Source organism: Variovorax sp. P2_H12, assembly GCF_056403395.1.
This window is the reverse complement of the sequence record NZ_JBFUFO010000002.1, coordinates 170,013-194,098: the sequence shown is the minus strand read 5'-3', so window position 1 is coordinate 194,098 and position 24,086 is coordinate 170,013. Positions and strand designations below refer to the sequence as shown.

Genomic DNA, 24,086 nt, shown 5'->3' with positions numbered 1-24,086 from the left:
TTCATGCCTTTGCTGCGGGTCCTGCTTTTGCTTCGGGGCGCGTTCGGCGCGATGTTCGCGCTGGTCATGCTGTTGGCGCCGGTATCGTCGATGGCGCAGATGCTCGGGCGCAACGGCACCTTCGCTCTGGTCGACGGGCTTCTCGCGCTGGCAGTGGCCTTCGCGCTCTCCAAGGTGCCGCGCTTCAACTGGCTCTTCGTGCTGGTGCTGGTCGATGCGCTGATCCGCCTGGCGATCGGCGCGGTGGCCCTCGCCTATCCGGACATCGAGGGCCGCATCCTGGGCTCGGTCGCCTTCTTCGGCGGCATCATCACTGCCTGCATCGCGCTCGGCGCGGCCGGGCTGGCCTACGCGCTGGCAGGCCGGCGAGTGTCGTTGGCCCCGCGCGGCGGCGGGGTCGTGCCTGTGCTGGTCGTGAGCGCCTGCACGCTGCTGTTGGGCATCGGCCTGCTGTTCGGCTTCGGAACCGCCGACGGGCGCCGCCTGCTGATCGGTGCCTTTGCGCTGGCGGTGGGTCTGTCCTTGCTGGTGACCGGCTTTCGGTTGAAGAATCCCCAGTCCATCACTTGAAGGAGCGAGGTAGATCATGAAGACTTTTCTGTCCCGTATCGCGGCTTTCGTCCTGGTCCTGATCCTGGCGGCCTGCGCCGCGCCCGGCTCGCAGTCCGGATCGATGACGATCCGCCAGGGGGTCATCGAGCAGATCACGCCGACGCAGATCCAGAGTTCGCAACATACCGGCGTAGGCGCGGTCGTCGGCGGCCTCGCGGGCCTGGGCATCGGCAGCCTGATCGGCGGCGGCACCGGACGCGATGTGGCGATGGTTGCGGGCGCCATCGGCGGCACCATCGCCGGCGCGGAGGTCGCGAACCGGTACTCGCAGCCGATCGCCGGTCAGCAGATCGTGGTTCGCACCAACAGCGGCGTGCTGGTTTCGGTGACACAGCCGGCGGGGCCGGTGCTGCGCGTCGGGCAGCGCGTCTACATCGAAGGCAGCGGCGAGGGCGCCCGCGTCCTGCCCCAGTAGCCGCTCAGGGGAAGGGCAGCTGGGCGGGGCGATCTTGATCGGCTCCGTCCGCTTTCAGGACTGCGCCTGCTCGGCGCGCACGACGCATCGGAAACCCAGGTGGCAGGTCGAGGTGTCGATCGGCTGTGCCATGCGGGCCGCCGGCCGGTAGCGGTGGCAGTAGTTCGGTGCGCACAGGTGCGAGCCGCCCTTCATGACGCGCCGCGGGATGCGCACTCCGGGCGTTCGCGGGTCGTAGCTGCCCTCGACCGGGCCGCCGCGCGGGTTGTCCAGCGTGCAGCAGGCGTGGGTGATGCGGCCGTGCTCCTGGTACCAGTCGGTGGTCCATTCCCAGACGTTTCCCGCCATGTCGTAGAGGCCGTAGCCGTTGGGCGCGAAGGCGCCGACCGGCGCGGTCCACTCGTAGCCGTCCTCGAGCAGGTTCTGCCATGGAAACTGGCCTTGCCAGGTGTTGGCCATCGACCGGCCGCGCACCTTGAATTCGTCGCCCCAGCAGTATTCGGCGCCCTCCAGCCCGCCGCGGGCCGCGAACTCCCATTCGGCCTCGGTCGGCAGCGACTTGCCGGCCCAGGCTGCATAGGCCTCGGCGTCCTCGAAGGCGACATGCACCACCGGATGCTTCCACAGGCCCTGCAGCGAACTGCCAGGTCCGCGCGGATGGCGCCAGTTGGCGCCCCGTTGGTAGGTCCACCAGTTGTGCGGGTTGCCCATGTCCACCGGTCCCGCGGTCTTCTGGAAGACCACCGAGGAGGGCGCGAGCAGTTCGGGGTCGGCGCCGGGGTAGTCTTCGGCCCGGGCCGGACGCTCGGCCAGCGTGACGTGGCCGGTCGCATCGACGAAGCGCTTGAACTCGGCGTTGGTCACGGTGTGGGTGTCGATCCAGAAACCCTTCACCGCCACCTTGTGCACCGGCGCTTCCTCGGGATAGTGCCGGTCCGATCCCATCAGGAAACTGCCGTCGGGGATCCACGCCATGGCGGGATGCGGGGCGGTCTTGGGGGCGGCGGTGGAATCGGACATTGGCGGCATGGCTGAAGAATAATGGAGTCGCCTGCCGGCATCGCCCGTCGGGCCAAGGAGAAGCCCGGGTGCCCCTCGGGGCAAGTGGGTCCTAGTTCCGCGCAGGTGGGAGGCGGGTCTTCGCTTTCAGGCGCCGGCGTGGCTGGCGTCGCCGGGTGACATGCCCAACTGCCCCACGGCCCGGACGAGGTCGGCCAGCGAACTCACCTCCATCTTCTCCATGACGTGCGCGCGATGGGCCTTGACGGTGCGCTCCGCGGCACCGAGATGGGCGCTGATCTGCTTGTTGAGCGAACCGTTGACCACCATTTCCATGACCTGCCGCTCGCGCGGACTGAGCCGGGAGTAGCGGGTCTGCAGCGCGCACAGCCGTCGACGCGCCTGGCGCCGCGCGGCATCGTCCTGTATGGCCTTGCCGATGACCGACAGCAGGGTTTCGCCGTCCACCGGCTTGAAAAGAAAATCCGCGGCGCCGGCCTTCATCGCGCGCAGCGTTTCATGCACCGTGGCCTCGGCGGTCACGAAGATCACGGGCAGGGGTTCGGGCTGGCTGGCGATCATCTCCTGCAGATCGAGCCCGCTGGGGCCGGGCATGTGGATGTCCAGCACCAGGCAGCCGGGTGCGCTGCCGATGCCCTCGAGGAGCATCTCGCCGACCGAGCCGTACTCTGCCACCTGATGGCCAGCCTCGCGCAGGAGCCGCTGCAGCGCGCGCCGAAACGAGACGTCATCGTCGATCAGCCGAATCGTGGGAGTTTCACCGTCAGTATCCGAAACCATCAACTTGCCCATTCCTAACCTCCAGAGGCCGCTCCACGTTCACCGCGCTCTCGCTCCATCGGCGGGGCCGGATTCGCCGACGGCGAAGGTGCATTGAACACGGAGCCAAGGGGCGTGACAAGCTGCCCTTTGGTGTAAGTGAACCTTCAATGATTACGAATGTAGTGAATTGGCTTTACGAAATTGTGAATTCCGAACCATAAGGCGAAAAAAAACCGGCCCCGCTTTCGCCAGGGCCGGTGGTTTCTGCGAGCCGCGAATTACAGGGCGGCTTGACGCGTCGTGCGGATGCGGGCACCGCCGAATTGCGACGGAATCACGCTGCCGGCGAAGGATTCGCGGCGCACGTTCTGGTTCGGGGCATGGGCGGCGGCAACGGCTTCTTCGCGCACCGACGCGCGGTCGCGGGTGCTGGCAATCGTGGTCACGCCGCTGGAATAGCCTTCGGCGTAGGGATTGGCGTTGCGGGCAGCGACCGCGGCCTGGGCGCTCACTTCGGCGCGGCTGTTGGCAGAGGTCAGGGCGTGCACGCCATCATAGATTTCGGCATGGGCACCGGCGGCGGCGAGCAGCGAAAGGGCGGCGGCGGCGAGGATCTTCGAGGTCTTCATTGGATTTCTTTCTGGCTTTGGTTGAACGGGCCGGACCGTTCTTGCGATCCGTGCGGGCAAGTCTAGCCTGGCATGTAGGTAAAAACCCGCATAAAAATGAATCGCACTGTTGCCCGTGTCGAAACAATGAGAAGAAATTTCGGCGCGTAGCCGCCGCAAAGGGGGCTTTCGCGTGCTACCGCCAATCGCGGCCGCTGCGGGTGCTGCGCTGGGGGCGCGGAGGTCCCCCGCTCAGCGCGTCCAGAACGGGCGCAGATCCGCCACCTTGGCGAGCGCCTTGCGGCACTGCGCGGCGCTGGCGGGCTGGTTCGCCGCCAGCCAGCCGACCGCGAACCAGGCCGCGCCGTCGTAGGCGGCGCCGTCGCGGCAGGCGGTCATCGCCATCTGGGCGTCGTTGTGCGCGCCGAGCGCATCCTGCGCCGGTTCCAGTTGGTCCAGAAAGCGCTGCGCGGCGCGCCGTCCGAACAGGGGGGCCGCGAACTCGCCCAGGTAGCGCAGCCGCTTCAGGCGCTTGCGCACGCGATGCTGCTTGGCCGGCTCGAGGCTGTCGAAGCGCTTGCCGTCTCGCAGCACTTGCCGATGCAGCGTCGAAAGCCGGAGCCGGAGCGCCTTGCGTGCGGGTGTGCCTTTCTTCGCCGGCTCGCCCTCGGCGCCGCTCGGAAGGGCGGCGGCGATCAGGTCCATCAGGACCGCCTGGAAGCTCGGCGCCCGGACCACGGTCTTCGATTCGGGGATCTCGCCGGACGCCTCCTCGAACTCGAAGGGCGGTGCCCCGTGCGCCAGCATCTGCGGCTGCACCACCCGCAGCAGGTGGTCGCGATCGCGCTGGCGGCCGAGCGCGCGGAAGGTATCGGCCAGCACGGGCTCCCAGGCCGGGTCGATGGCCGGGGCGAAGTCGGCCATCTCTCGCAGCGCGGTGCGCAGCCGCCGGATGCCGACCCGCAATTGATGCACGTGCTCGGGGTCGGGACTGCCGGCCGCGACCTCGCTGGCGTTTGGAAGCATCTGCGCCAGGCAGCTGTCGAGCACGGCGCGAAACACCTGCGGACCATCGGCATCGGCGTCCAGCTGGGGCGCCCGGGCCTTGGTCGGCGGGCCGTAGGCCAAGCCTTGCGCGAGCCGCTCGCCATGCGCGGACTTGGACACGGTGTCGAGCCAGAGTCCGTAGCGGCCGCGCCAGCGGCGGGCGAGCTCGAGCATCGACGAAGCGCTGCCGAGCTTGAGCTCGATCTCGAGTTCGCACAGGGGCCACGAGCGGTCGCCGCTGCGCACTTCGCCGACATCGAAGGCCAGTTCGACCAGCGCGTCGCCGCTGCGCATTTCGCGCGTGGTGCGCCAGACATCGGTGCCGTACAGCGGCACCAGCTCGGCCTCGGCCGGGTCGTGTCCGGCCTGGCGCAGGGCCTGGGCGATCCGCTCGCCGACCGGCGTCCCGTCGTGCCGCCCGATCAGCGGCAGCGGCACCTCGCTGGCCCGCACGGGCGGCAGTTCGACGTTGTGTTCCAGACGCTCGACTGGGCTCGCACCCGGGGCCTTGGCGGTCTGCATCCAGGCGCCGTCTTCCTTGCGCACGCGCAGCACGATGTGCCGGGCAGCCAGCGCGCCGTCCGCCGTGTCGTAGTAGCGGGCACGCAGCCGCGCGCGATAGGAACGTCCCCGCGCGACAGCCGCTTCCACCGCGGCCCGGTTGGGCGCGTCGACCTGGAATTTGAGCTCGAACTCTGTCACTGGGTCACTCGGTGACCCCAACGCGGATGGCGCCAGTTTCACTCCTTCAGTTCGCTGACCTGCAGCGACAGATCGTACAGCTTGGACTTGCTGGCGTAGTAGCGGTCGAGGCGCCATTCCCTGAGGATGTCCATCGCCAGCTGGAAGCTCTTGTAGTCGAGTTCATAGAGCGTGACGAGCTCGAAGCTGGCCTCGGATTCGAGTGCCAGGACCAATCGGGCGAGGATCTTTGCAGACGCGTTGGCCGGGTCCGTTTCGATGAATCGGCGGGCGACCTTGATGGCGTTCATAGGGAAACCTTCCTCCTTTAGTACATTCCCCTGACTATAGCCAGCGTCCGCAGGTGCTTTGTGACAGTCTCGTGGCAGGCATGGGGCGGCCTGCCATTGTGCGCTCAGCGAACCGGCGTTTCGGCCTGGCGAATCACGCCGCCGCCCAGCACGCTGCCGGTCAGGGTGGTCGAAGCGCCTCCCATGACCCGGGCCTCGCAGGCCTCGTGGTCGCTCTCCGGCTGCCGGGCGCAGCGCGCGAGCGCGTTCTGCTGCAGAGTGGCCGCATCGGGCGCGGGGAAGCCGCCTCGGCGGGCCGTCTCGGCTGCTGCGCCTCGTTCACGCAGGCACGCGGCCTTGTCCTGCAGCATGCCGTCGCAGGGCAGCGAGTCGGGGGGCGATCCGGCGGCGAAGGCGGCCGATGCGCCGGCGAGGCTGCCGGCGGCCAGCAGGGCGGCGAAACAGGAATGCAGTGCGGTGTTCATGGTGACTCCTTGTCCATGGTGGCGCGGACTCGCGCCACTCCAGGCCCTCAGTCTGTGGCCCGATGGAGAAGGAATCGTGTGGGACGGCAGGGCGGCGCGCGAGCGCCCGGAGGCGCGCCTTGCTGTCAGACAGCGTCGCACCCGCTGCTGGACAGGGGGCTCAGCGCATCATCCAGCGGCGATTCGTTTTGACAGATGCGCCAGCGCTTCCTCGACCTGGTCGACCAGGATCAGCGACAGGTCGCCGGGCTGCAGCCGGGCCAGGGCCGCGTCGATGGCGATGAATTCGCCGCGAATCTCGTCGATGAAGCGGGTGCGCTCCGCGCCCTCCAGCCCCTGCCGCAGCAGCGCCATGACCTCGCCGTCGGCGCGGCCGCGCTGCGCCGCGTCCTGGTAGAGGATCACGTCGTCGAAGGCCTGGCCGAGGATCGCGGTCTGGTCGCGGATGTCGCAGTCGCGCCGGTCGCCGGCGCCGCTGATCACGACCGAGCGCTTCTTCGCCGGCATGGTGTCGACTGCGGCGACCAGCGCACGCATGGCGTCGGTGTTGTGGCCGTAGTCGGCGATCACGGTGGCGCCGCGGTAGTCCATCACGTTGAAGCGGCCAGGCACGCCGGCGGCGTCGTTCTTGAAGCTCGCGAGGCCGCTGCGGATACTGTCCCAGTCCAGGCCCACGGCCCAGGCCGCGGCCACCGAGGCCATCACGTTGTCGACCTGGAAGCCGATGGTGCCGTTGCGCGTGATCTGCACGTCGCGCAGCGGAATGCGTTCGCGCCAGGAGCCTTCGGCGGCCACCACCGCATCCTGGTCGACATAGACGGTGCGCTTGCCCTGGGCGCGGTGCGTGGCCATCACCGGATGTGTGCGGTCGGCAGCGAAGAAGATCACGCTGCCGGGACAGGTGGTCGCCATCGCGGCCACGTTGGGGTCGGTGGCGTTGAGCACCGCGTAGCCGCCAGGCGCCACGTTGCGCACGATCACGCGCTTGAGCACGGCCAGGTCTTCGACGGTCGTGATGTAGTTCAGGCCGAGGTGGTCGCCGCTGCCGATATTGGTCACCACCGCCACCTGGCAGCGGTCGAAGCCCAGGCCCTCGCGCAGCACGCCGCCGCGCGCGACTTCGAACACCGCGGCATCGACGTCCGGATGCAGCAGCACGTTGCGCGCGCTCTTCGGACCGCTGCAGTCGCCGCTGTCGGTCTGCCGGCCGTCGACGTAGACGCCATCGGTGTTGGTCATGCCGGTGCGCAATCCGCTGCCGGCGAGCAAATGGTTGATGAGGCGCGCGGTGGTGGTCTTGCCGTTGGTGCCGGTCACGGCGACCACCGGGATGCGGCCGTCGTCGCCGTACGCGAACAGCGTGTCCATCACCGCCTCGCCGACCGCGCGCCCACGGCCGAAGGAAGGCGAGATGTGCATCCGCAGCCCGGGCGCGGCATTGACCTCGACCACGCCGCCGTGCTGTTCCTCGAGCGGACGCAGCACGTTTTCACAGACCATGTCGACGCCGCAGATGTGCAGGCCGACCATCTGGGCCGCATCGACCGCGCGTGCCGCCACTTCGGGGTGCACGGTGTCGGTCACGTCGGTGGCGGTGCCGCCGGTGGAGAGATTCGCGTTGTTGCGCAGCACCACGCGCTGGCCGAGCGTCGGCACGCTGTCGGGCTTCAGGCCCTGCGACTCGAGGCGGCCGATGGCGATGTCGTCGAGCCGGATCTTGGTCAGCGAGGTCGCGTGGCCTTCGCCGCGGCGCGGGTCCTGGTTGACCCCTTCGACCAGCTCGCGGACCGACTTCACGCCATCGCCGATCACCTGCGGCGGATCGCGGCGGGCCGCGGCCACCAGCCGGTCGCCCACCACCAGCAGGCGGAAGTCGAAGCCCGGCAGGAACTTCTCGACCATGACCTCGCCGTAGACCGCGGCCGAGTCGTAGGCGGCGAGCAGTTGCTCCTGGGTCGTGATGTTGACCGTGACGCCCTTGCCCTGGTTGCCGTCCTGCGGCTTGACCACCACGGGCAGGCCGATTTCGAGCGCCGCGGCCCAGCCGTCGGCGGCGTCCGCCACCGGCCGGCCCAGCGGCACCGGCACGCCGGCCGCATTGAGGAGCTGCTTGGTGAGTTCCTTGTCCTGGGCGATTGCCTCCGCCACGCCGCTGGTGCTGTCGACCTCGGCGGCCTGGATGCGGCGCTGCTTCGAGCCCCAGCCGAACTGGACCAGGCTGCCGCGCGTGAGGCGGCGGTACGGAATGCCGCGTGCCACCGCCGCATCCACGATGGAGCCGGTGCTCGGCCCCAGGCGCTCGGATTCGTCGAGGTCGCGCAGCTCGGTGATGGCCGCGTTGGCGTCGAATTCGGTGCCGGCGTGGGCGGCGTCGATCAGGGCCATGGCCAGCTCGAGCGCGCGCCGTCCGACGGCCTCCTCGCTGTACTGGAAGGCGACCTGGAAGACGCCGTCCTCGAGGGTGCGCGAGGTGTGGCCGAAATTCACCGGGCAGCCGGCCTGCGCCTGCAGGGCAATGGCGGCGTTCTCGAGCACGTGGGCCAGTGCCAGCGGCTGGCCCAGCACGATCGGGTGCAACTCGCCGATGGTCGGGAACAGCGCGCGCAGGCGGTCCTCGAAGCCCGGCAGGCGTTCGATCGCGGTGTCATCGCCCGTGCAGCGGACGATTGCCTCGATGCAGGTGTGGCGGCTCCAGAGATTGGGCCCGCGCAAGGCGCGGATGCGGGTGACTTCCATGATTATTGGCTCCCCCCCGTTGCTTGCTCGCTTCGCGTAGCCGCCTCCCCCCTCAAGGGGGCGCAGCGCGCGGCCCGGCAAAGCCGGTTCCGCCGCTGCTCCCGGGCGCCTGCGCGAAGTGCGCGAAACCTGGAGGTCATCTTTCAGGCAAATTGTTGTTCGGGCGAGACAAGGGTCTGGGACAGCTGCAGCGACGCGAGCGCCGCCTGCAGGTCGGCTTCGAAGGCTTCGACGCCGGCACCGATCAGGTTCAGGGGGATGCCCAGCGCCCAGGCCGCGGCGACCGCGGCGAGCAGGCTGTCGAGGCTGACGCCGGCATGCGTGGCACGCCAGATGGTCAGCCGGCCGAGGCCGGGCAGGAAGGATTCGCTGCTGCCGTTGGCCAGCACCACGCGGTCCTGGCGCACCAGCACCGCCTTGCCGCCTTCGGCCTGGTGCTTGACCAGCACCGCGGCCTGCGGGTCGGCGCAGTAGAGGATCACGTCGCCATCGCACAGCGGCGCCAGGCCGGCCACCCGCGGATCGGCGGCGTTGAGCACCGCGGTGCCTTCGGGCAGCACCACGTCGACCTGGGTGCGCAGCACCCTGACCATCTGGTCGCTGGCCGTGATGTCGAATTCGCCCAGCGCTTCGGCGCCTTCGAGGTCGGTCACGATGCCGACTTCGCAGCGGTCGTAGGCCAGGCCGTCGCGCAGGATCGTTTCGGCGCCGTTCTCGATCACCACCGCCTGCACGGCACGGTTCACGAGCAGCCGGTGGCCGGCTTCCCAGTGGGCGCTGTCGCGGGCATCGACCCGGCGCCGCTCGAGGAACAGGCCGTCGCGGCAGGCCAGGCCGGTGTGGCGGCCACCGAGGCCGATCAGCCAGGCCACCAGGCGCGAGAGCACGGCGGTGTCCTGCGAGCCGGCGACGCCGACCACGGGGATGCGGCCGGGCGCGTCGTCCGGGAACAGGTGGTCGCAGATCGCGCGGCCCACGGGCCGCGGCGAGCCGACGGCCGGCTTCAGGTGCATCAGCAGGCCGGGGCCGGCGTTGACCTCGACGATCGCGCCGCCCTGCGGCCCGAGGGGTCGGGAGATGTCCTCCGCCACCAGGTCGACGCCGGCGATGTCCAGGCCGACCACGCGGGCGGCCAGCACGGCCGCATGGGCGACGTCGGAATGCACCTGGTCGGTGCAGTCGATCGCCATGTTGCCGTTGCGCTGGATCGTGACCACCCGGCCCGCGGCGGGCACGGCCGCGGCGTCCAGGTCCTGGCGCTTGAGCTCGAGCTGCAGCTTGGCGTCGGTGTCGACCACGATCACATCGAGCGGGAATTCCTCCTCGGCACCACGCCGCGGGTCGCTGTTGAGCTGGCTGTCGATCAGCTGGGCCACGGTCGAACTGCCGTCGCCGGTGACGGTGATGACCTCGCCGCGCGCGGCCGCGACCACCTGGCCGCCGACCACCAGCAGGCGGTGCTCGTAGCCGCGGATGAAGCGCTCGACCATCACGTCGCTGCCTTCGGGCTCGGCGACCGCGAAGGCTGCGATGACTTCCTCGCGCGTGTGGAGTTCGAGCGAAACGCCGCGGCCGTGGTTGGCGTCCGAGGGCTTGACCGCCACCGGCAGCCCGATGTCCTCGGCGGCTTCCCAGGCTTCCTCGGCATTGGCCACCACCTGGCCTTCGGGCACCGGCACGCCGCAGCTCGCGAGCAGCGACTTGGTGAGCTCCTTGTCGCTGGCGATCGATTCGCCGATGGCGCTGGTGTAGTCGGTCTCGGCGGTCCAGATGCGCTGCTGGTTGGCGCCGTAGCCGAGCTGGACCAGGTTTCCGCTGTTGAGCCTGAGATGCGGGATGCCGCGGTCGGTGGCGGCGCCCACGATGCAGGCGGTGCTCGGGCCGAGGTAGCAGTCCTCGACCTTGGCCTTGACCGCATCGACCGCGCGCTGCACGTCGACGGCGCCGAAGGGGTCGCCGTTGATCGCGGCCATCAGCAGGCGGTGGCCCTCGGCCAGCGCGACACGGGCGACCTGCTCGTCACGGGCGCGGAAGACCATGCGGTAGACGCCATGTTGCGAGGTGCTGCGGGTCTGGCCGAAGCCGGTCGGCATGCCGGCCAGGTTCAAGAGCTCGATCACCACGTGCTCCAGCACATGGCCGGCCCAGGTGCCTTCGGTCAGGCGCTGGATGAAGCCGCCGCGCTCGCCGACGCCGCAATGGTGCTCGATCAGGGCCGGAAGCAGCGTGGTCAGGCGCTCGGTGAAGCCGGGAATCGTGTTGGAAGGATGGTCCTCGAGCGCGCCGAGGTCGAGCCAGACTTCGAGCACGGGGCGGTAGGTCCAGAGGTTCGGGCCGCGCAAATAGTTGATGCGCAGCAGACGGATGTCGTCGAAACGGGTCATGAAAACGTTCGATGTGCTTTGGCCGAGCACCACGGCGCTTTCAAGCGCGCCCATGGCGATCAGTCAGAATCGGCGCCCGACGTGCGCCAGAAAGGGTCCGTCGGAGGGCCGGAAGTACAGAAACACAATGCAACATCAAGATCCATTCGGAGCCCCGGGGGGCGAAGCAGGGGAGGCCTCAGACGCTCTGAAAAGTCGGCTCTCAGTCGCGGAAAACGTTCTGGCGACCCTCCCGGTTGACCTCGATGAGGAACTTCGGTTTAAGTCCGGCCTGCTGGCGCTGACCGATCGCCGCCTGTTGGCCTGCAGCGCCGGGGGAACCTGGACCGAATGGCCGATTCCCTCGCCGGGGGGCCTGGAGCTCCAGTTTGGCGACCATGCCGGCGTCGGGACGCTCGATCTGCTGGACGCCCGGGGCCGGCTGGCGCGCTGGCGCTACACCCTGGCCCAGCAGCCGGCGGCGCTGCGGCTGCAGAAACTGTTCGAGGCGAGGATCGAAGATGTCGCGCAGGCGACACCTGCGGGTGCCGACGCGGACGATGCGGCGCTCGGCGAACCGGAGCTCCAGGCCCCGCCCTCGACCTGGGTGCTGCTGCGCCTGGGCCGCTTCGCCAAGCCCTACCGCAAGCAGCTGATCACCGGGTTTCTACTGACCCTGGCATCGACCGCCGCGACCCTGGTGCCGCCCTACCTGACCATCCCGCTGATGGACGACATCCTGATCCCGTTCCAGAACGGGCAGCAGATCGCGGTCGCCAAGGTCGTGATGTTCCTCAGCGCGCTGCTGGCCGCGGCACTGGTCGGCTGGGCGCTGGGCTGGGCCCGCACCTACCTGCTGGCGCTGGTGTCGGAACGCATCGGCGCCGACCTGCGGACCACCACCTACGAACACCTGCTGACCTTGCCGCTCGATTACTTCGGCGGCAAGCGCACCGGCGACCTGATGGCGCGCATCGGCTCCGAGACCGACCGCATCAACGTCTTCCTGTCGCTGCACGCGCTCGACTTCCTGACCGACGTGCTGATGATCACGATGACCGCCGTGATCCTGTTCTCGATCAATCCGCTGCTGGCGGTGGTCACGCTGGTGCCGCTGCCGTTCATCGCCTGGATGATCCACGTGGTGCGCGACCGGCTGCGCACCGGCTTCGAGAAGATCGACCGGGTCTGGAGCGAGGTCACCAACGTGCTGGCGGACACCATTCCGGGCATCCGCGTGGTCAAGGCCTTCGCGCAGGAGCAGCGCGAGGCGAAGCGCTTCCACGCCGCCAACGCCTACAACCTGCAGGTCAACGACAAGCTCAACAAGACCTGGTCGCTGTTCACGCCCAGCGTCTCGCTGCTGACCGAGATCGGCCTGCTGGTGGTCTGGGGCTTCGGCATCTGGCAGGTGGCGCGCGGGCGCATCACGGTCGGCGTGCTGACCGCCTTCATCGCCTACATCGGACGCTTCTACACCCGGCTCGACTCGATGAGCCGGATCGTCTCGGTGACGCAGAAGGCGGCCGCCGGCGCCAAGCGCATCTTCGACATCCTGGACCACGTGAGCAACGTACCGGAGCCCGCGAACCCGGTGAAGGTGGAGCGCGTGCAGGGGCGCATCGAGATGGCCGACGTGGGCTTCCGCTACGGCAGCCGGGCGGTGATCCGCGACCTGGACCTGGTGATCGAGCCCGGCGAGATGATCGGACTCGTGGGCCACAGCGGCTCGGGCAAGAGCACGCTGGTGAACCTGATCTGCCGCTTCTACGACGTCACCGACGGCGCCATCAAGGTCGACGGCACCGACATCCGCCGCTTCGCGGTGGCCGACTACCGGCGCCACGTCGGGCTGGTGCTGCAGGAGCCGTTCCTGTTCTTCGGCACCATCGCGCAGAACATCGCCTACGGCAAGCCCGACGCGACGCGCGAGGAGATCGTGGCCGCGGCCCGCGCCGCCCATGCGCACGACTTCATCCTGCGGCTCGCGCACGGCTACGACTCGCTGGTCGGCGAGCGCGGCCAGGGGCTCTCGGGCGGCGAGCGGCAGCGCATCAGCATCGCGCGTGCCTTGCTGATCGACCCGCGCATCCTGATCCTCGACGAGGCCACCTCCGCCGTCGACACCGAGACCGAGAAGGAGATCCAGAAGGCGCTCGACAACCTGGTGCAGGGACGCACCACGATCGCGATCGCGCACCGGCTCTCGACCCTGCGCAAGGCCGACCGGCTGGTCGTGATGGACCGCGGCGAGATCGTCGAGGTCGGGCCGCACGACGCGCTGATGGAGCAGCAGGGCGCCTACTGGCGGCTCTACCAGGCCCAGCTTCGACAGGCCGATGACGAGAGCGCGGGGGCGGCGGCCGAGCGCGCCTCGGTGGCAATGGCGCTGGGCGGGCACGCGGCACATCCGGCGGGGGACGCATGAGCAACTTTCAACTTGAACGCGACACCTTCGGCCGGCTGGTGCTGACGGACGACAGCGGCATGCGCCACGACGGCGTGCTGCCGGTGCGGGCCTTCCCGCTCACCGCGCCCGACGACGGCATCTCGCTGGTCGGCCTCGACGGCCGCGAGCTGGTCTGGATCGATCGCCTCGACCGGCTGCCCGAAGCCACGCGCGAGCTGCTCGGCCACGAGCTCGCGGCCCGGGACTTCGCGCCCACGCTGCTGAAGCTGCACAAGGTGTCGAGCTTCGGCGTGCCCAGCACCTGGACCGTCGACACCGACCGCGGTGAGACCCGCTTCGTGCTGAAGGCCGAGGAGGACATCCGCCGGCTCGAGGACGGCGCGCTGCTGATCGCCAGCGCGCACGGGGTGCAGTTCCGCATTCCCGACGTGAAGACGCTGGACCGCGGATCGCGCAAGTTGCTGGAGCGGTTCCTGTGAAGTGCGCGGTCGCGGGGCCCTGAGCGTCGGCTCGCTGCGAGCCTGGAACCCGTGCGTGATACTTCCATCCTCATGCACACCACCGCCCTCGTCCTCTTCTCCGGTGGCCAGGACTCCACCACCTGCCTGGCCGATGCGCTTGCCAAGTACGAACGCGTGGAGACCATCGGCTTCGACTACGGCCAGCGCCACCGGGTCGAGCTCGATGCGCGCCTCACGGTGCTGGCGCGCCTGCGCGAGCGCTTCCCCCAGTGGGCGCCGCGGCTCGGCGACGACCACATGCTCACGGTCGACGTGCTGGGCCAGGTCAGTGCCTCCTCGCTGACGCAGGACATCGCCTTCGAGATGCAGGCCAATGGCCTGCCCAATACCTTCGTGCCGGGGCGCAACCTGCTGTTCGTCACGCTGGCCGGTGCGCTGGCCTACCGGCGCGGCCTCGAGGTGATCGTGACCGGCGTCTGCGAGACCGACTTCTCGGGCTACCCCGATTGCCGCGACGACACCATGAAGGCGATGCAGATCGCACTCTCGCTCGGCATGGACCGGCGTTTCGTGATCGAGACGCCGCTGATGTGGATCGACAAGGCGGCGACTTGGGGCCTGGCGCATCGGCTGGGCGGCAATGCCCTGGTCGAGCTGATCGTCGAAGACACCCACACCTGCTACCTCGGCGACCGCACGCAGCGCCACGACTGGGGCTACGGCTGCGGCGCCTGCCCGGCCTGCGAGCTGCGCGCGCGGGGCTGGGAGCGCTACGTGGCTTCGACCTTGTAGCGCACGCCGCTGCCCTCGGGCTGCGGCACCAGCGTCCAGCGGCGCTGGTGGTGGTCGCCGACCGAGGCCCGGTGCGCGATCGACACCATCGCCCCGCCGGCGGCCTGCACCATTGCCGCCAATCGCTTGTAGAGCGTGGCCTCGCTGTCGGCGTCGAGCGCGCTGGTGGCCTCGTCCGCGAACAGCCAGGCGGGCTTGCGCAGCAGCACGCGGGCGATCGCCAACCGTTGCTGCTCGCCGCCCGAGAGCTTCTGGCTCCAGGCATCGCGGTCGTCCAGCCGGCCCGCGAGATCGGGCAGCAGCGCATCGTTGAGCGCCTGCACCAGCTGCGCATCGCTGAACTCGCTCGCCGGCTGCGGATAGGCCAGCGCGTCGCGCAGCCGGCCGTCCGGCACGTAGGGCCGCTGCGGAATGAACATGGTGTTGTCGGGCATCGAGACCCGGCCCTTGGCGAAGGGCCAGATGCCGGCGAAGGCCCGGAACAGCGTCGACTTGCCGCTGCCCGAGGGGCCCTGCAGCATCACGGTGTCGCCCGGACGAACCGCCAGCGCGGCGCCGTCGATCAGGCGCGCGCCGTCGGGCAGCGTGACGCCGAAGCCATCGGCGCGCAGGCCCTCGGCGTTGTCCGCGGGCGCGCGTTCGAGCGCGCTGGTCGCGCCCGCATTGGCCCGCATCGCGGCCTCGAACGAACTCAGCCGGTCGGCCGTGGCGCGCCAGACGGCCACCCGGTCGTAGTTGTCGACGAACCAGCTCAGCGAGTCCTGCACCCGGCCGAAGGCCGAGTTGACCTGCATCAGCTGGCCGAGCTGGATCGCGCCGCTGAAGAAGCGCGGCGCCTGCACGATGAAGGCGAAGATCACCGAGGCCTGGCCGAACGACGCGGTGAAGGCGACCAGGTTCTTCTGCTTCCTGATCAGCTGCAGGTAGTTCTTCAGCACCGCGCCGAAGCGCAGCTGGAGCTGGCCGTGCTCGACTTTCTCGCCGCGGTCCAGCGCGATCGCCTCGCTGTATTCGCGCACGCGCACCAGGTGATGCCGGAAGTCGGCCTCGTAGCGCTGCTGCTGGAAGTTCAGCCCGATCAGCGGCCGGCCGATGTAGTGCGTGATGACGGTGCCGGCCGCGCAGTAGGCCAGCGCGATCCAGACCATCGATCCGGGCACCGAGAAGGCGTGGCCGAACAGCGTGAAGTCCGCCATGCCGCTCAGGCCCCAGAGGATGCCGATGAAGCTCACCAGCGTGACCACTGCATTGAGCAGGCCCATCGACAGGGTCATCGTGTAGTCGGTGAAGATCTGCATGTCTTCCTGGATGCGCTGGTCGGGGTTGTCCGGCGTCTGGCCGTCCTGCTGGCCGTAGCGCGCCAGTTCGAGGCGGTAGAAGGTGCGGTCGGCCATCCAGCGTTGCAGGTAGCTGCGGGTCATCCAGGCGCGCCAGCGCAATTGCAGCAGCTGGGTCAGGTAGAACCTGAGGATCGCGATCGCGATGAAGCCGGCCGCGATCCAGCAGAAGAAGACGATCTCCTTCCAGAAGATCGCCTGGTCCTTGTTCTGCAGCGCATCGTAGAAGCGCGCGTACCACTGGTTGTTGAGCACCAGCATGTAGACCGCGCCGAGGTTGAGCGCCACGATGGCGGCCAGCAGCCCGCGCGCCATCCATTTCTCCTCGGACCTGAAATAGGGCGAGGCCAGCGCGCCGATACGGCGCAGGGTGGTGAGCATGTGGGGCGAGCCGGCGGAAGTGGTCATGGCGTGGGAGTAGGTTCGCGCCTGGGTGCGGCGCGTTGCGTTCATCGTATCTCCGGGACGCGCCGGATTCTTAAGCGGCGCTGAACGGCGTCATTTGCATGACAACGCACCAGTTTGTCATCGACGCGCCGCCGCGTTGACAAATGCCTGTCATATCCGCTGCCGATGATCCAGGGCTGCCGCGCACCGACGCGCGCCTTTTCTTGCATCTTTCCGTATCCCCCTAGGAATCCATTCATGTTGCGTCGCACCTTCCAGAGTCTCCTGCCCGCCGTCCTGCTGACCCTCGGCGTCGGCGCCACCGCGCAGGGCCGCACCGAGCTGCTGGTCTACACCGCGCTCGAGGCCGACCAGGTCCAGGCCTACAAGGCGGCCTTCGAGAAGGACAACCCTTCGATCGAGCTGAAGTTCGTGCGCGATTCCACCGGCATCGTCACCGCCAAGCTGCTGGCCGAGAAGGCCAATCCGCAGGCCGACGTGGTCTGGGGCCTGGCCGCCACCTCGCTGATGCTGCTCGACAAGGAAGGCATGCTGCAGCCCTACGCCCCCAAGGGCCTGGAAGCCATCAAGCCGACCATGCGCGACAGCGCCAATCCGCCCAAGTGGGTCGGCATGGATGTCTGGTCGTCGGCGATCTGCTTCAACACCGCCGAGGCGCAGAAGAAGAACCTGCCCAAGCCGACGAGCTGGGCCGACCTGACGAACCCGGTCTACAAGGGCCAGATCACGATGCCGAACCCGGCCGCCTCGGGCACCGGCTACCTGATGGTGTCGGGCTGGATCCAGATGATGGGCGAGCCCAAGGCCTGGCAGTTCATGGACGCGCTGCACCAGAACATCGGCATCTACAGCCAGTCCGGCAGCAAGCCCTGCCGCCAGGCCGGCGCCGGCGAGTTCGCGCTCGGCATGTCCTTCGAATACCGCGCCAACAAGACCAAGCGCGACGGCGCGCCGATCGACATCGTGCTGCCCAAGGAAGGCCTGGGCTGGGACATGGAGGCCACCGGCGTCATGAAGACGACCAAGAAGCCGGAGGCCGCCAAGGCCCTGGCCGACTGGGCCGTGACCAGGCAGGCCAACGAGCTCTATGCCAAGAACTTCGCGGTGCTCGCGCTGCCGGGCATCCAGGAGAAGCTGGAATTCGTGCCGGGCGACGTCGAGAAGCTGCTGGCCAAGAACGACTTCGACTGGGCCGCCGCCAACCGCGACCGCATCCTGGCCGAATGGTCGAAGCGCTACGAATCGAAGTCGGAAAAGAAGGCGCCGCCGCAGTAAGACCTCCCGCATGACGTCTTATCTTTCTCTGCGTGGCATTGGCAAGTCCTTCGGTGCCAGCCGCGTGCTGGACGGCATCGACCTGGACGTCGAGCCCGGCGAATTCGTCTGCCTGCTCGGGCCCTCGGGCTGCGGCAAGACCACGCTGCTGCGCATCGTCTGCGGCATCGAGCGCGCCGACCGCGGCCAACTGTTGCTCAATGGCCAGGACATCGCCGGCCTGCCGCCGGCGGCGCGCGGCTTCGGCGTGGTGTTCCAGTCCTATGCGCTGTTTCCCAACCTCACGGCGGCGCAGAACATCGCGTACGGCCTGCATCCGACCGGCGCGCTGGCGCGCGAGATGGCCAGGCGCTCGCGCGAAATGCTCGATCTCGTCGGCCTGGCGGCCCATGCCGACAAGTATCCGGTGCAGCTGTCGGGCGGCCAGCAGCAGCGCGTGGCGCTGGCCCGCGCGCTGGCGCCCAATCCGCGTCTGCTGCTGCTCGACGAGCCCCTGTCCGCGCTCGATGCGCAGGTGCGCGCCAGCCTGCGCGGCGAGATCCGCGCGCTGCAGAAGCGCCTCGGCATCGTCACCATCATGGTCACGCACGACCAGGAGGAAGCGCTGTCGATGGCCGATCGCGTGGTGCTGATGCACGACGGCCGCATCGAGCAGGCCGGGTCGCCCGGCGAGCTCTACCACCGGCCGCGCACCCGCTTCGTCGCCAGCTTCGTCGGCCGCATGAACATGCTGCCCGCCACCGTGCTGGCGGGCGACAAGGTGCGGGTGCGCGACAGCGAGCTGCACTGCGCGCCCGGCGCACTGCAGGTGGGTGCGCAGGCCACCGTCGGCATCCGGCCCGAGCACGTGGTGGTCAGGCGCTTCGGCGACGGCCTGGGCGCCAACAGCTTCGCCGCCCGCCTGCTCGATACCGAATTTCTCGGCAACCGCACTGCGGCGCGGCTGGCCTGCGAACCGCTCGGCATCGAGATCGAGGCCGAGCTGCCACCCGATCACCGGGCGGGCGAGACCCTGGTGCCCAGCAGCATGGTGCACATCGAGCTGCCGCAGCACGCGCTGTCGGTGCTGGCGCATTGAGCGCCGCTTTCGACCGCGAGCGCTGGCTGACCGGCGCCGGGCTGCTGCTCGCGCTGGCGACGCTGGTCGTCATCGTCGCGCTGCCGGTGGCCGCTCTGGTGGGGCAGAGCTTCTTCGACCGCGCCGGCGCCTTCGTCGGCTTGGCGAACTTCGCCCGTTACCTCGACAACCCCGCGCTGGTCCAGTCGGCCTTCAACAGCGTCTGGCTGGCGGCGCTCAGCGCCGTGCTGTGCACCGCCATCGCCTATGTCTACGCCTACGGGCTCACGCTCTCGTGCATGCGCGGCAAGGGCCTGCTGCGCGCGATCGCGCTGCTGCCGCTCTTGGCGCCTTCGCTGCTGCCGGCGATCAGCCTGATCTACCTGTTCGGCAACCAGGGCGTGTTCAAGGACTGGCTCGGCGGGGTCTCGATCTACGGCCCGCTGGGCATCGTGCTGGGTTCGGTCTTCTGGACCCTGCCGCATGCGCTGCTGATCCTCACCACCGCGATGGCGACCTCCGACGGCCGGCTCTACGAGGCCGCGCAGACGCTGGGCGCCTCGCGCTGGCGCATCTTCCGCACGGTGACGCTGCCGGCCTCGCGCTACGGGCTGATCGTGGCCGGCATGGTGGTCTTCGTGCTGGTCATCACCGACTTCGGCGTGCCCAAGGTGGTGGGCGGCCAGACCGGCGTGCTGGCCACCGACATCTACAAGCAGGTGGTCGGCCAGCAGAACTTCCAGATGGGCGCGGTGGTGGGCTTCGTGCTGCTGATCCCGGCGCTGCTGTCCTTCCTGGTGGAGCGGCGCGTGCGCCGGCGCCAGGCGGCGGCGCTGTCGGCGCGCGCGACGCCGCACCGCCCCGAGCCGGTGCCGGCGCGCGACCGCGCGCTGTTCGCCGCCTGCCTGCTGATTGCCGCGGCCATCCTCGGGATGATCGGCATGGCGGTGTTCGCCTCGCTCGCCACCTACTGGCCCTACCAGCTCGCGCCGTCCCTCAGGAACTACGACTTCGGCAACATGGACGGCGGCGGCTGGGCCAGCTACTTCAACTCGCTGCAGCTCGGGTTGGGCGCCGCGGCGGCCGGCGCCGTCGCCACCTTCCTCTCGGCCTACCTGGTCGAGAAGCCGCGCCGCTTCGGCCTGCTGCGCGAGGCGCTGAACCTGCTGGCGAACCTGCCGCTCGCGGTGCCGGGCCTGGTGCTGGGCGTCGGCTACATCTTCTTCTTCAACTCGCCTTCGAATCCGCTGCGCGGGCTCTACGGCGGCATGGCGATCCTGATCGTCTGCACGGTCGCGCATTTCTTCTCGGTCGCCCACCTGACGTCGCTCACCGCGCTGCGCCAGCTCGATCGCGAATACGAACTGGTGGCCGAATCGATGGGCGTGCCTTTCTGGCGCACGCTGTGGCGGGTGCACCTGCCGGTGGCGCTGCCCACGGTGCTGCAGGTCGGCGGCTACTTCTTCGTCAACGCGTTGACGACCGTCTCGGCGGTGGTGTTCCTGTACTCGCCGCAGACCACGCTGGCTGCGGTCGCGGTGCTCAACATGGACGATGCCGGCGACGTCGCGCCGGCAGCGGCGATGGCTTCCCTGATCATGCTCACGGCCGCGCTCGGCCGCGGCCTGTTCGCGCTGGCCGGGCGGGCCGCCCTGGCGCGGACCCAGGGCTGGCGCAGCCGCTAGGCCGCTCCCTGCGCCCCGTGGACCGTTGCCGGTCCACGGGGCGTTTTTCATGGGATCACACGTCGCTGAGCCCCATCGCCGGGTCGCTCACGCCGTGCTTGCCGGTCTCTACCCGACCGGCGAAGCGGCGGTAGTAGCTGGCATCGGCGTCGCAGGTCACGGCGAAGTCGTACCACTGGCCGCTGGTCGCCAGGTCCCAGTGCTGCTCGACCGTGGCGCCGCCGGCGACGGACGCATTCCACGGACCGTCGTCGCGGTAGGCCTTGGCGCGGATCGTGAACTTCGCGCTGCGCTTGCCGCTGTTCGTCATGCTCAGGTAGACATTGCCGTTGGCGATGTCGTAGCACACGCGCACCTCGGGGATGGCCGCGTCGCCGGCGCGCAGCCGGTTCAGGTCACCCTTGAACTCGCGGTGGAAGCCATTGGGGCCGAGCACCCAGAGGTCATAGAGGCCGGCGTTGTCGGTGGTCGCGTTCCAGCTGTCGTCGAGCGTCTTGCCGGCCTCCACCATGTAGCGGCTCGGCAGGCGGTCGAGGTTGAGCTTGTCGTAGACATGGAACACGGCGGCGGCCTTGCCGGTGTTGGAGAACAGCAGTTGCACCGTGCCGTTGACCGCGTCGCTGCGCGCGCTCGCGTGCAACTCGTAGGGCAGGGCGCGCGAGGGTCGGGTGCCGCTGGCCTGGCGCGGCAGCTGCGCATTGACCGGCGGCACGATCTGGGCGAGTGCCTGTTGCTGGGCCCGCAGCGCATCCGCATCGGTCTTGCTCTTGCGGCCCGCGAGCACCGGCAAGGCCTCGTTGTTGGGGTTGGCGAAATTGAAGGCGCTCGTCAGGTCGCCGCAGACCGCGCGCCGGAAGGCGCCGATGTTGGGTTCCTTCACGCCGAAGCGCTGCTCCAGGAAGCGCAGCACCGAGGTGTGGTCGAAGACCTGCGAGTTGACCCAGCCGCCGCGGCTCCAGGGCGACACCACGTACATCGGCACGCGCACGCCAGGACCGTAGACGCGGCCGTCCGGAGCCGGCTGCGAGGTGGTGCCGGGCGGCTTCGGGTGCGTGAAGCGTTCGAAGGCGATGTCCGCGTCGGGCAGCGTGGTCTTGCCGGCCGCGCTGCCGTCGGGGTTGAGCGAAGGCGCCGACGGCGAGGGCACGTGGTCGAAGTAGCCGTCGTTCTCGTCGAAGTTGATCAGCAGCACGGTCTTGCTCCAGACGTCGGGCACCGCGGTCAGCGCGTCGAGCGTCTGCTGGATGTACCAGGCTCCCTGCACCGGGCTCGAGGGTCCGGGGTGCTCGGAGTAGGTGGCCGGCGCGATGATCCACGAGACCTGCGGCAGCTTGCCGTTCACCACATCGAGGCGGAACTGCTCGAGGAAGCCACCGTCCGGCATCGTGTTGGCGATGCCCTTGTAGAGCGGATTGCCGGCGTCGTCGCTGGCCGGATCGTAGGCCGGCGAGGCGGCGGAGTTGCTGACCGGCTTGCCCGAATCCTCGTTCGCCTTGCGGTACTGCTTGAAGCCGGCGAGCGGGTTGTCGGTGTAGTTGTCCGGCATGAACTGGTAGACCATCCAGCTCACCTTGGCCTCCTGCAGGCGCTCGGGATAAGTCTTCCACTCGAAGCCCGTGGTCGACGGGCCGATGTCGTCCAACTCGTTCACCACCGAGGCCACGTTGGCGCCGGTCGGTCCGTTGGTGCCGGTCCAGTGGAACAGGCGGTTGGAATTGGTGCCGGTGTGCATCGCGCAGTGGTAGGCGTCGCACAGCGTGAAGGCATTGGCCAGTGCGAACTGGAAAGGCAGTTCGGCCTCCTTGAAGTAGCCCATCGACGCGGTGTTCTTGTAGCGCGGCCACTGGTCCATGCGGCCGCCGTCCCAGGCATTCTGGCCGTCGTTCCAGGAGTGCGGCGTGCCGCTCACGCGCTGCGCGTTGCCCTTGCTGCCGTCGAGGTGGTAGGGAAGGATCGGCTTGCCGTTGGCGTCGCTCTGCTGCCAGACGTTCAGCCCCTTCGGCAGCGGGATCGGGAAGCGGTCGCCGAAGCCGCGGATGCCGGCGAGCGTGCCGAAGTAGTGGTCGAAGGAGCGGTTCTCCTGCATCAGAATCACCACGTGCTCGACGTCCTTCAGGGTGCCGGTCTTGTTGTTGGCGGGGATCGCCAGCGCGCGCCGGATGCTGGGCGGAAAGGCCGAGAGCGCGGCGGCGGCGGCGCCGGTGGTGGCGGTGTGGGTGAGGAACTTGCGGCGTGAGGTCATGGTTGATGTCGTGCTGGGAGAGTTCAGGGCGCGCAGCGCAGCTCGGGCTTGGTGGCGGTGGCGGCGGCGGTGTCGGGCGTGGTGGCGGCGGGCGTCTCGCCGCTGCCCGTGGCGGGCGTGGTGCCGCCGCTCGGGAGACCGGTGGAGATTCCGCCGCCGCTGCTGCCGCCGCCGCAGGCGGCGAGGCTGCAGGCGACGATCAATGCGGCCGCGAGGGCCATGCGCGGGCGGCGCGCACGCTGTCGCGGAAGGGGAAAAGAGGGCATGAGAAGTCCTTGTGGCTCGGGTTGCGAAAAGCTCGGGGTCGAGCGGAATGGCGCCGGGTCGGACGAACGCGCAGGACGGCGTGGCCGACCCATGGCGCGCCGTGAAGACAGGGCGCGCGTCGGCCGGGCAACTTTAGGAAGAGGGCGTTACACCCGAGTGAACCGGCGATGACACCGGCATGGCGAACGCGTGACGCGCGCTCGGCGCGCGCGGCTCAGGCCGAGGGGCGCTCAGCGCGGATTGCTGATGCCGCTGGCCACGTGCCCCGAGGGCACATGGCGCGCGGCCGCATCGACGTGGCCGGTCTGGTCGTCGAAGAAGAAGTCGGGCTCGAACTCGCGCAGGAACTCGCCCTTGGGAAGGCCGCCGAGAAACATCGCCTCGTCGACCTTGATGTTCCAGTTCATCAGCGTGCGGATCGCGCGCTCGTGCGCCGGCGCGCTGCGCGCGGTGACCAGCGCGGTGCGGATGCGCATGACGGGGCTGCTGGCCTGCTGCAACCGATGCAGCGCCGCCAGCAGCGGCTTGAACGGCCCTTCGGGCAGCGGCATTCCGGCCTTGGAGGACTCGTGCAGCTGGAAGGCATCGAGCCCCTCGGCCTGGAAGACGCGCTCGGCCTCGTCGCTGAACAGCACGGCATCGCCGTCGAAGGCGATGCGGACTTCGTTCGGATAGGCGTCGCTCGCGTGCACCGACTCGACCAGCACGCGCGCCGCAGGAAAGCCGGCGACCAGCGCTTCGCGCACGTCATCGGCGTTGACCGACAGGAAGAGATGGGCGCGCAGCGGCCGCAGGTAGCCGAAAGGCGGCCGGCCCTGCGTGAACACGCCGCGCTGCAGCGAGATGCCGTTGGCCACGCCCGAGCGGAACACGCGCATGCCCGACACCGGGTCGTTGCGCGACAGGATCACCACCTCGACCCGCTGCTGGCCGTCGTCATTGAAGCGCAGCAGCTTGCGCACCAGCGAGTAGGCGATGCCGGGCCGGGCCGGTACGTCGAGCCGTTCGAGCTGCAGCTTCATGTAGCCGGCGTCGTCACCGGATTCGAAGATGCGGTTTTCTTCCTCGAGGTTGAAGAGCGCGCGCGACGAAATGGCCACCACCAGCTTGTCGTCCAGGGAGACCGCCATGGG

20 protein-coding genes are annotated in these 24,086 nt (G+C 69.1%); 8 read left to right on the top strand and 12 right to left on the bottom strand.

Annotated elements, in window-relative coordinates:
• Positions 1–3 precede the first annotated feature (3 nt).
• Both AC1DYK_RS02490 and AC1DYK_RS02485 read left to right on the top strand, forming a co-directional pair.
• The gene (locus AC1DYK_RS02490; protein WP_478085721.1) at positions 4–570 is read left to right on the top strand and encodes a hypothetical protein; all 567 of its coding nucleotides are present in this window, start codon (positions 4–6) and stop codon (positions 568–570) included.
• Between the two features lie 16 nt (positions 571–586).
• Entirely contained in the window at positions 587–1,027 is a 441-nt protein-coding gene (locus AC1DYK_RS02485) for an outer membrane lipoprotein (protein WP_478164813.1), read from the top strand.
• A gap of 54 nt (positions 1,028–1,081) precedes the next feature.
• Here the strand turns inward: AC1DYK_RS02485 and AC1DYK_RS02480 are convergent, their stop codons facing one another.
• From AC1DYK_RS02480 to AC1DYK_RS02445, 8 genes are all read right to left on the bottom strand, one after another.
• Complete coding sequence (locus AC1DYK_RS02480) at positions 1,082–2,047, bottom strand: formylglycine-generating enzyme family protein (RefSeq protein WP_478164812.1); 966 nt, start codon at positions 2,045–2,047, stop codon at positions 1,082–1,084.
• 126 nt (positions 2,048–2,173) lie between these two features.
• A complete protein-coding gene (locus AC1DYK_RS02475; protein ID WP_478164811.1) occupies positions 2,174–2,827 on the bottom strand; it encodes a response regulator transcription factor in 654 nt (217 codons plus the stop codon).
• Between the two features lie 260 nt (positions 2,828–3,087).
• On the bottom strand, positions 3,088–3,438 hold the full coding sequence (locus tag AC1DYK_RS02470; RefSeq protein ID WP_478164810.1) for an alpha/beta hydrolase: 351 nt from the start codon (positions 3,436–3,438) through the stop codon (positions 3,088–3,090).
• 231 nt (positions 3,439–3,669) lie between these two features.
• A complete protein-coding gene (locus AC1DYK_RS02465; protein ID WP_478164809.1) occupies positions 3,670–5,166 on the bottom strand; it encodes a CYTH and CHAD domain-containing protein in 1,497 nt (498 codons plus the stop codon).
• A 38-nt stretch (positions 5,167–5,204) separates the two neighbouring features.
• The gene (locus tag AC1DYK_RS02460) at positions 5,205–5,456 is read right to left on the bottom strand and encodes a hypothetical protein (RefSeq protein ID WP_442286149.1); all 252 of its coding nucleotides are present in this window, start codon (positions 5,454–5,456) and stop codon (positions 5,205–5,207) included.
• A gap of 104 nt (positions 5,457–5,560) precedes the next feature.
• Complete coding sequence (locus tag AC1DYK_RS02455; protein WP_478164808.1) at positions 5,561–5,920, bottom strand: hypothetical protein; 360 nt, start codon at positions 5,918–5,920, stop codon at positions 5,561–5,563.
• Positions 5,921–6,088: 168 nt separating this feature from the next.
• Complete coding sequence (gene cphA / locus AC1DYK_RS02450) at positions 6,089–8,656, bottom strand: cyanophycin synthetase (RefSeq protein ID WP_478164807.1); 2,568 nt, start codon at positions 8,654–8,656, stop codon at positions 6,089–6,091.
• A 143-nt stretch (positions 8,657–8,799) separates the two neighbouring features.
• Positions 8,800–11,040 carry a cyanophycin synthetase gene (locus AC1DYK_RS02445; RefSeq protein ID WP_478164806.1) on the bottom strand — a complete coding sequence of 747 codons (2,241 nt, stop codon included), beginning with the start codon at positions 11,038–11,040 and terminating at the stop codon, positions 8,800–8,802.
• 127 nt (positions 11,041–11,167) lie between these two features.
• On the opposite strand from AC1DYK_RS02445, the gene AC1DYK_RS02440 reads away from it, so the two are divergent.
• The 3 genes from AC1DYK_RS02440 (at position 11,168) to queC (ending at position 14,682) form a co-directional block, all read left to right on the top strand.
• Positions 11,168–13,447, top strand: coding sequence for a cyanophycin metabolism-associated ABC transporter (locus AC1DYK_RS02440; RefSeq protein WP_478164805.1), 2,280 nt, complete (start codon positions 11,168–11,170; stop codon positions 13,445–13,447).
• Positions 13,444–13,908, top strand: coding sequence for a cyanophycin metabolism-associated DUF1854 family protein (locus tag AC1DYK_RS02435; RefSeq protein ID WP_478164804.1), 465 nt, complete (start codon positions 13,444–13,446; stop codon positions 13,906–13,908). Before AC1DYK_RS02440 ends, AC1DYK_RS02435 begins: the two co-directional genes overlap by 4 nt.
• Positions 13,909–13,980: 72 nt before the next feature.
• Entirely contained in the window at positions 13,981–14,682 is a 702-nt protein-coding gene (gene queC, locus AC1DYK_RS02430; RefSeq protein WP_478085699.1) for a 7-cyano-7-deazaguanine synthase QueC, read from the top strand.
• On the opposite strand, the gene AC1DYK_RS02425 is transcribed toward queC, so the two are convergent.
• On the bottom strand, positions 14,661–16,427 hold the full coding sequence (locus AC1DYK_RS02425; protein ID WP_478164803.1) for an ABC transporter ATP-binding protein/permease: 1,767 nt from the start codon (positions 16,425–16,427) through the stop codon (positions 14,661–14,663). The genes queC and AC1DYK_RS02425 overlap by 22 nt on opposite strands.
• A gap of 237 nt (positions 16,428–16,664) precedes the next feature.
• Between AC1DYK_RS02425 and AC1DYK_RS02420 the strand changes: the two genes are divergently transcribed.
• The 3 genes from AC1DYK_RS02420 to AC1DYK_RS02410 are packed head-to-tail and all read left to right on the top strand — an operon-like array spanning position 16,665 to position 20,444.
• Positions 16,665–17,702 carry a putative 2-aminoethylphosphonate ABC transporter substrate-binding protein gene (locus AC1DYK_RS02420; RefSeq protein WP_478164802.1) on the top strand — a complete coding sequence of 346 codons (1,038 nt, stop codon included), beginning with the start codon at positions 16,665–16,667 and terminating at the stop codon, positions 17,700–17,702.
• 10 nt (positions 17,703–17,712) lie between these two features.
• Entirely contained in the window at positions 17,713–18,780 is a 1,068-nt protein-coding gene (locus AC1DYK_RS02415; RefSeq protein ID WP_478164801.1) for an ABC transporter ATP-binding protein, read from the top strand.
• Positions 18,777–20,444 (top strand): putative 2-aminoethylphosphonate ABC transporter permease subunit, encoded by a 1,668-nt coding sequence (locus AC1DYK_RS02410; protein ID WP_478164800.1) that lies wholly within the window; start codon positions 18,777–18,779, stop codon positions 20,442–20,444. Before AC1DYK_RS02415 ends, AC1DYK_RS02410 begins: the two co-directional genes overlap by 4 nt.
• A 55-nt stretch (positions 20,445–20,499) precedes the next feature.
• Here the strand turns inward: AC1DYK_RS02410 and AC1DYK_RS02405 are convergent, their stop codons facing one another.
• The 3 genes from AC1DYK_RS02405 to AC1DYK_RS02395 all read right to left on the bottom strand — a co-directional run bounded on the left by AC1DYK_RS02405 (position 20,500) and on the right by AC1DYK_RS02395 (position 24,083).
• Positions 20,500–22,686: a phosphocholine-specific phospholipase C gene (locus AC1DYK_RS02405; protein WP_478164799.1), complete on the bottom strand. Its 2,187-nt coding sequence runs from the start codon at positions 22,684–22,686 to the stop codon at positions 20,500–20,502.
• 23 nt (positions 22,687–22,709) lie between these two features.
• Positions 22,710–22,952, bottom strand: coding sequence for a hypothetical protein (locus AC1DYK_RS02400; protein ID WP_478164798.1), 243 nt, complete (start codon positions 22,950–22,952; stop codon positions 22,710–22,712).
• A 231-nt stretch (positions 22,953–23,183) separates the two neighbouring features.
• Complete coding sequence (locus AC1DYK_RS02395; protein WP_478156890.1) at positions 23,184–24,083, bottom strand: 5'-nucleotidase; 900 nt, start codon at positions 24,081–24,083, stop codon at positions 23,184–23,186.
• Positions 24,084–24,086 lie beyond the last annotated feature (3 nt).

Bases quoted from the DNA above. Each gene is read 5' to 3' on its own strand.
- AC1DYK_RS02490 (WP_478085721.1), top strand. From the start codon at position 4: ATGCCTTTGCTGCGGGTCCTGCTTTTGCTTCGGGGCGCGTTCGGCGCG.
- AC1DYK_RS02485 (WP_478164813.1), top strand. From the start codon at position 587: ATGAAGACTTTTCTGTCCCGTATCGCGGCTTTCGTCCTGGTCCTGATC.
- AC1DYK_RS02480 (WP_478164812.1), bottom strand. From the start codon at position 2,047: ATGTCCGATTCCACCGCCGCCCCCAAGACCGCCCCGCATCCCGCCATG.
- AC1DYK_RS02475 (WP_478164811.1), bottom strand. From the start codon at position 2,827: ATGGTTTCGGATACTGACGGTGAAACTCCCACGATTCGGCTGATCGAC.
- AC1DYK_RS02470 (WP_478164810.1), bottom strand. From the start codon at position 3,438: ATGAAGACCTCGAAGATCCTCGCCGCCGCCGCCCTTTCGCTGCTCGCC.
- AC1DYK_RS02460 (WP_442286149.1), bottom strand. From the start codon at position 5,456: ATGAACGCCATCAAGGTCGCCCGCCGATTCATCGAAACGGACCCGGCC.
- AC1DYK_RS02455 (WP_478164808.1), bottom strand. From the start codon at position 5,920: ATGAACACCGCACTGCATTCCTGTTTCGCCGCCCTGCTGGCCGCCGGC.
- cphA (WP_478164807.1), bottom strand. From the start codon at position 8,656: ATGGAAGTCACCCGCATCCGCGCCTTGCGCGGGCCCAATCTCTGGAGC.
- AC1DYK_RS02445 (WP_478164806.1), bottom strand. From the start codon at position 11,040: ATGACCCGTTTCGACGACATCCGTCTGCTGCGCATCAACTATTTGCGC.
- AC1DYK_RS02440 (WP_478164805.1), top strand. From the start codon at position 11,168: ATGCAACATCAAGATCCATTCGGAGCCCCGGGGGGCGAAGCAGGGGAG.
- AC1DYK_RS02435 (WP_478164804.1), top strand. From the start codon at position 13,444: ATGAGCAACTTTCAACTTGAACGCGACACCTTCGGCCGGCTGGTGCTG.
- queC (WP_478085699.1), top strand. From the start codon at position 13,981: ATGCACACCACCGCCCTCGTCCTCTTCTCCGGTGGCCAGGACTCCACC.
- AC1DYK_RS02425 (WP_478164803.1), bottom strand. From the start codon at position 16,427: ATGACCACTTCCGCCGGCTCGCCCCACATGCTCACCACCCTGCGCCGT.
- AC1DYK_RS02420 (WP_478164802.1), top strand. From the start codon at position 16,665: ATGTTGCGTCGCACCTTCCAGAGTCTCCTGCCCGCCGTCCTGCTGACC.
- AC1DYK_RS02415 (WP_478164801.1), top strand. From the start codon at position 17,713: ATGACGTCTTATCTTTCTCTGCGTGGCATTGGCAAGTCCTTCGGTGCC.
- AC1DYK_RS02405 (WP_478164799.1), bottom strand. From the start codon at position 22,686: ATGACCTCACGCCGCAAGTTCCTCACCCACACCGCCACCACCGGCGCC.
- AC1DYK_RS02400 (WP_478164798.1), bottom strand. From the start codon at position 22,952: ATGCCCTCTTTTCCCCTTCCGCGACAGCGTGCGCGCCGCCCGCGCATG.
- AC1DYK_RS02395 (WP_478156890.1), bottom strand. From the start codon at position 24,083: ATGGCGGTCTCCCTGGACGACAAGCTGGTGGTGGCCATTTCGTCGCGC.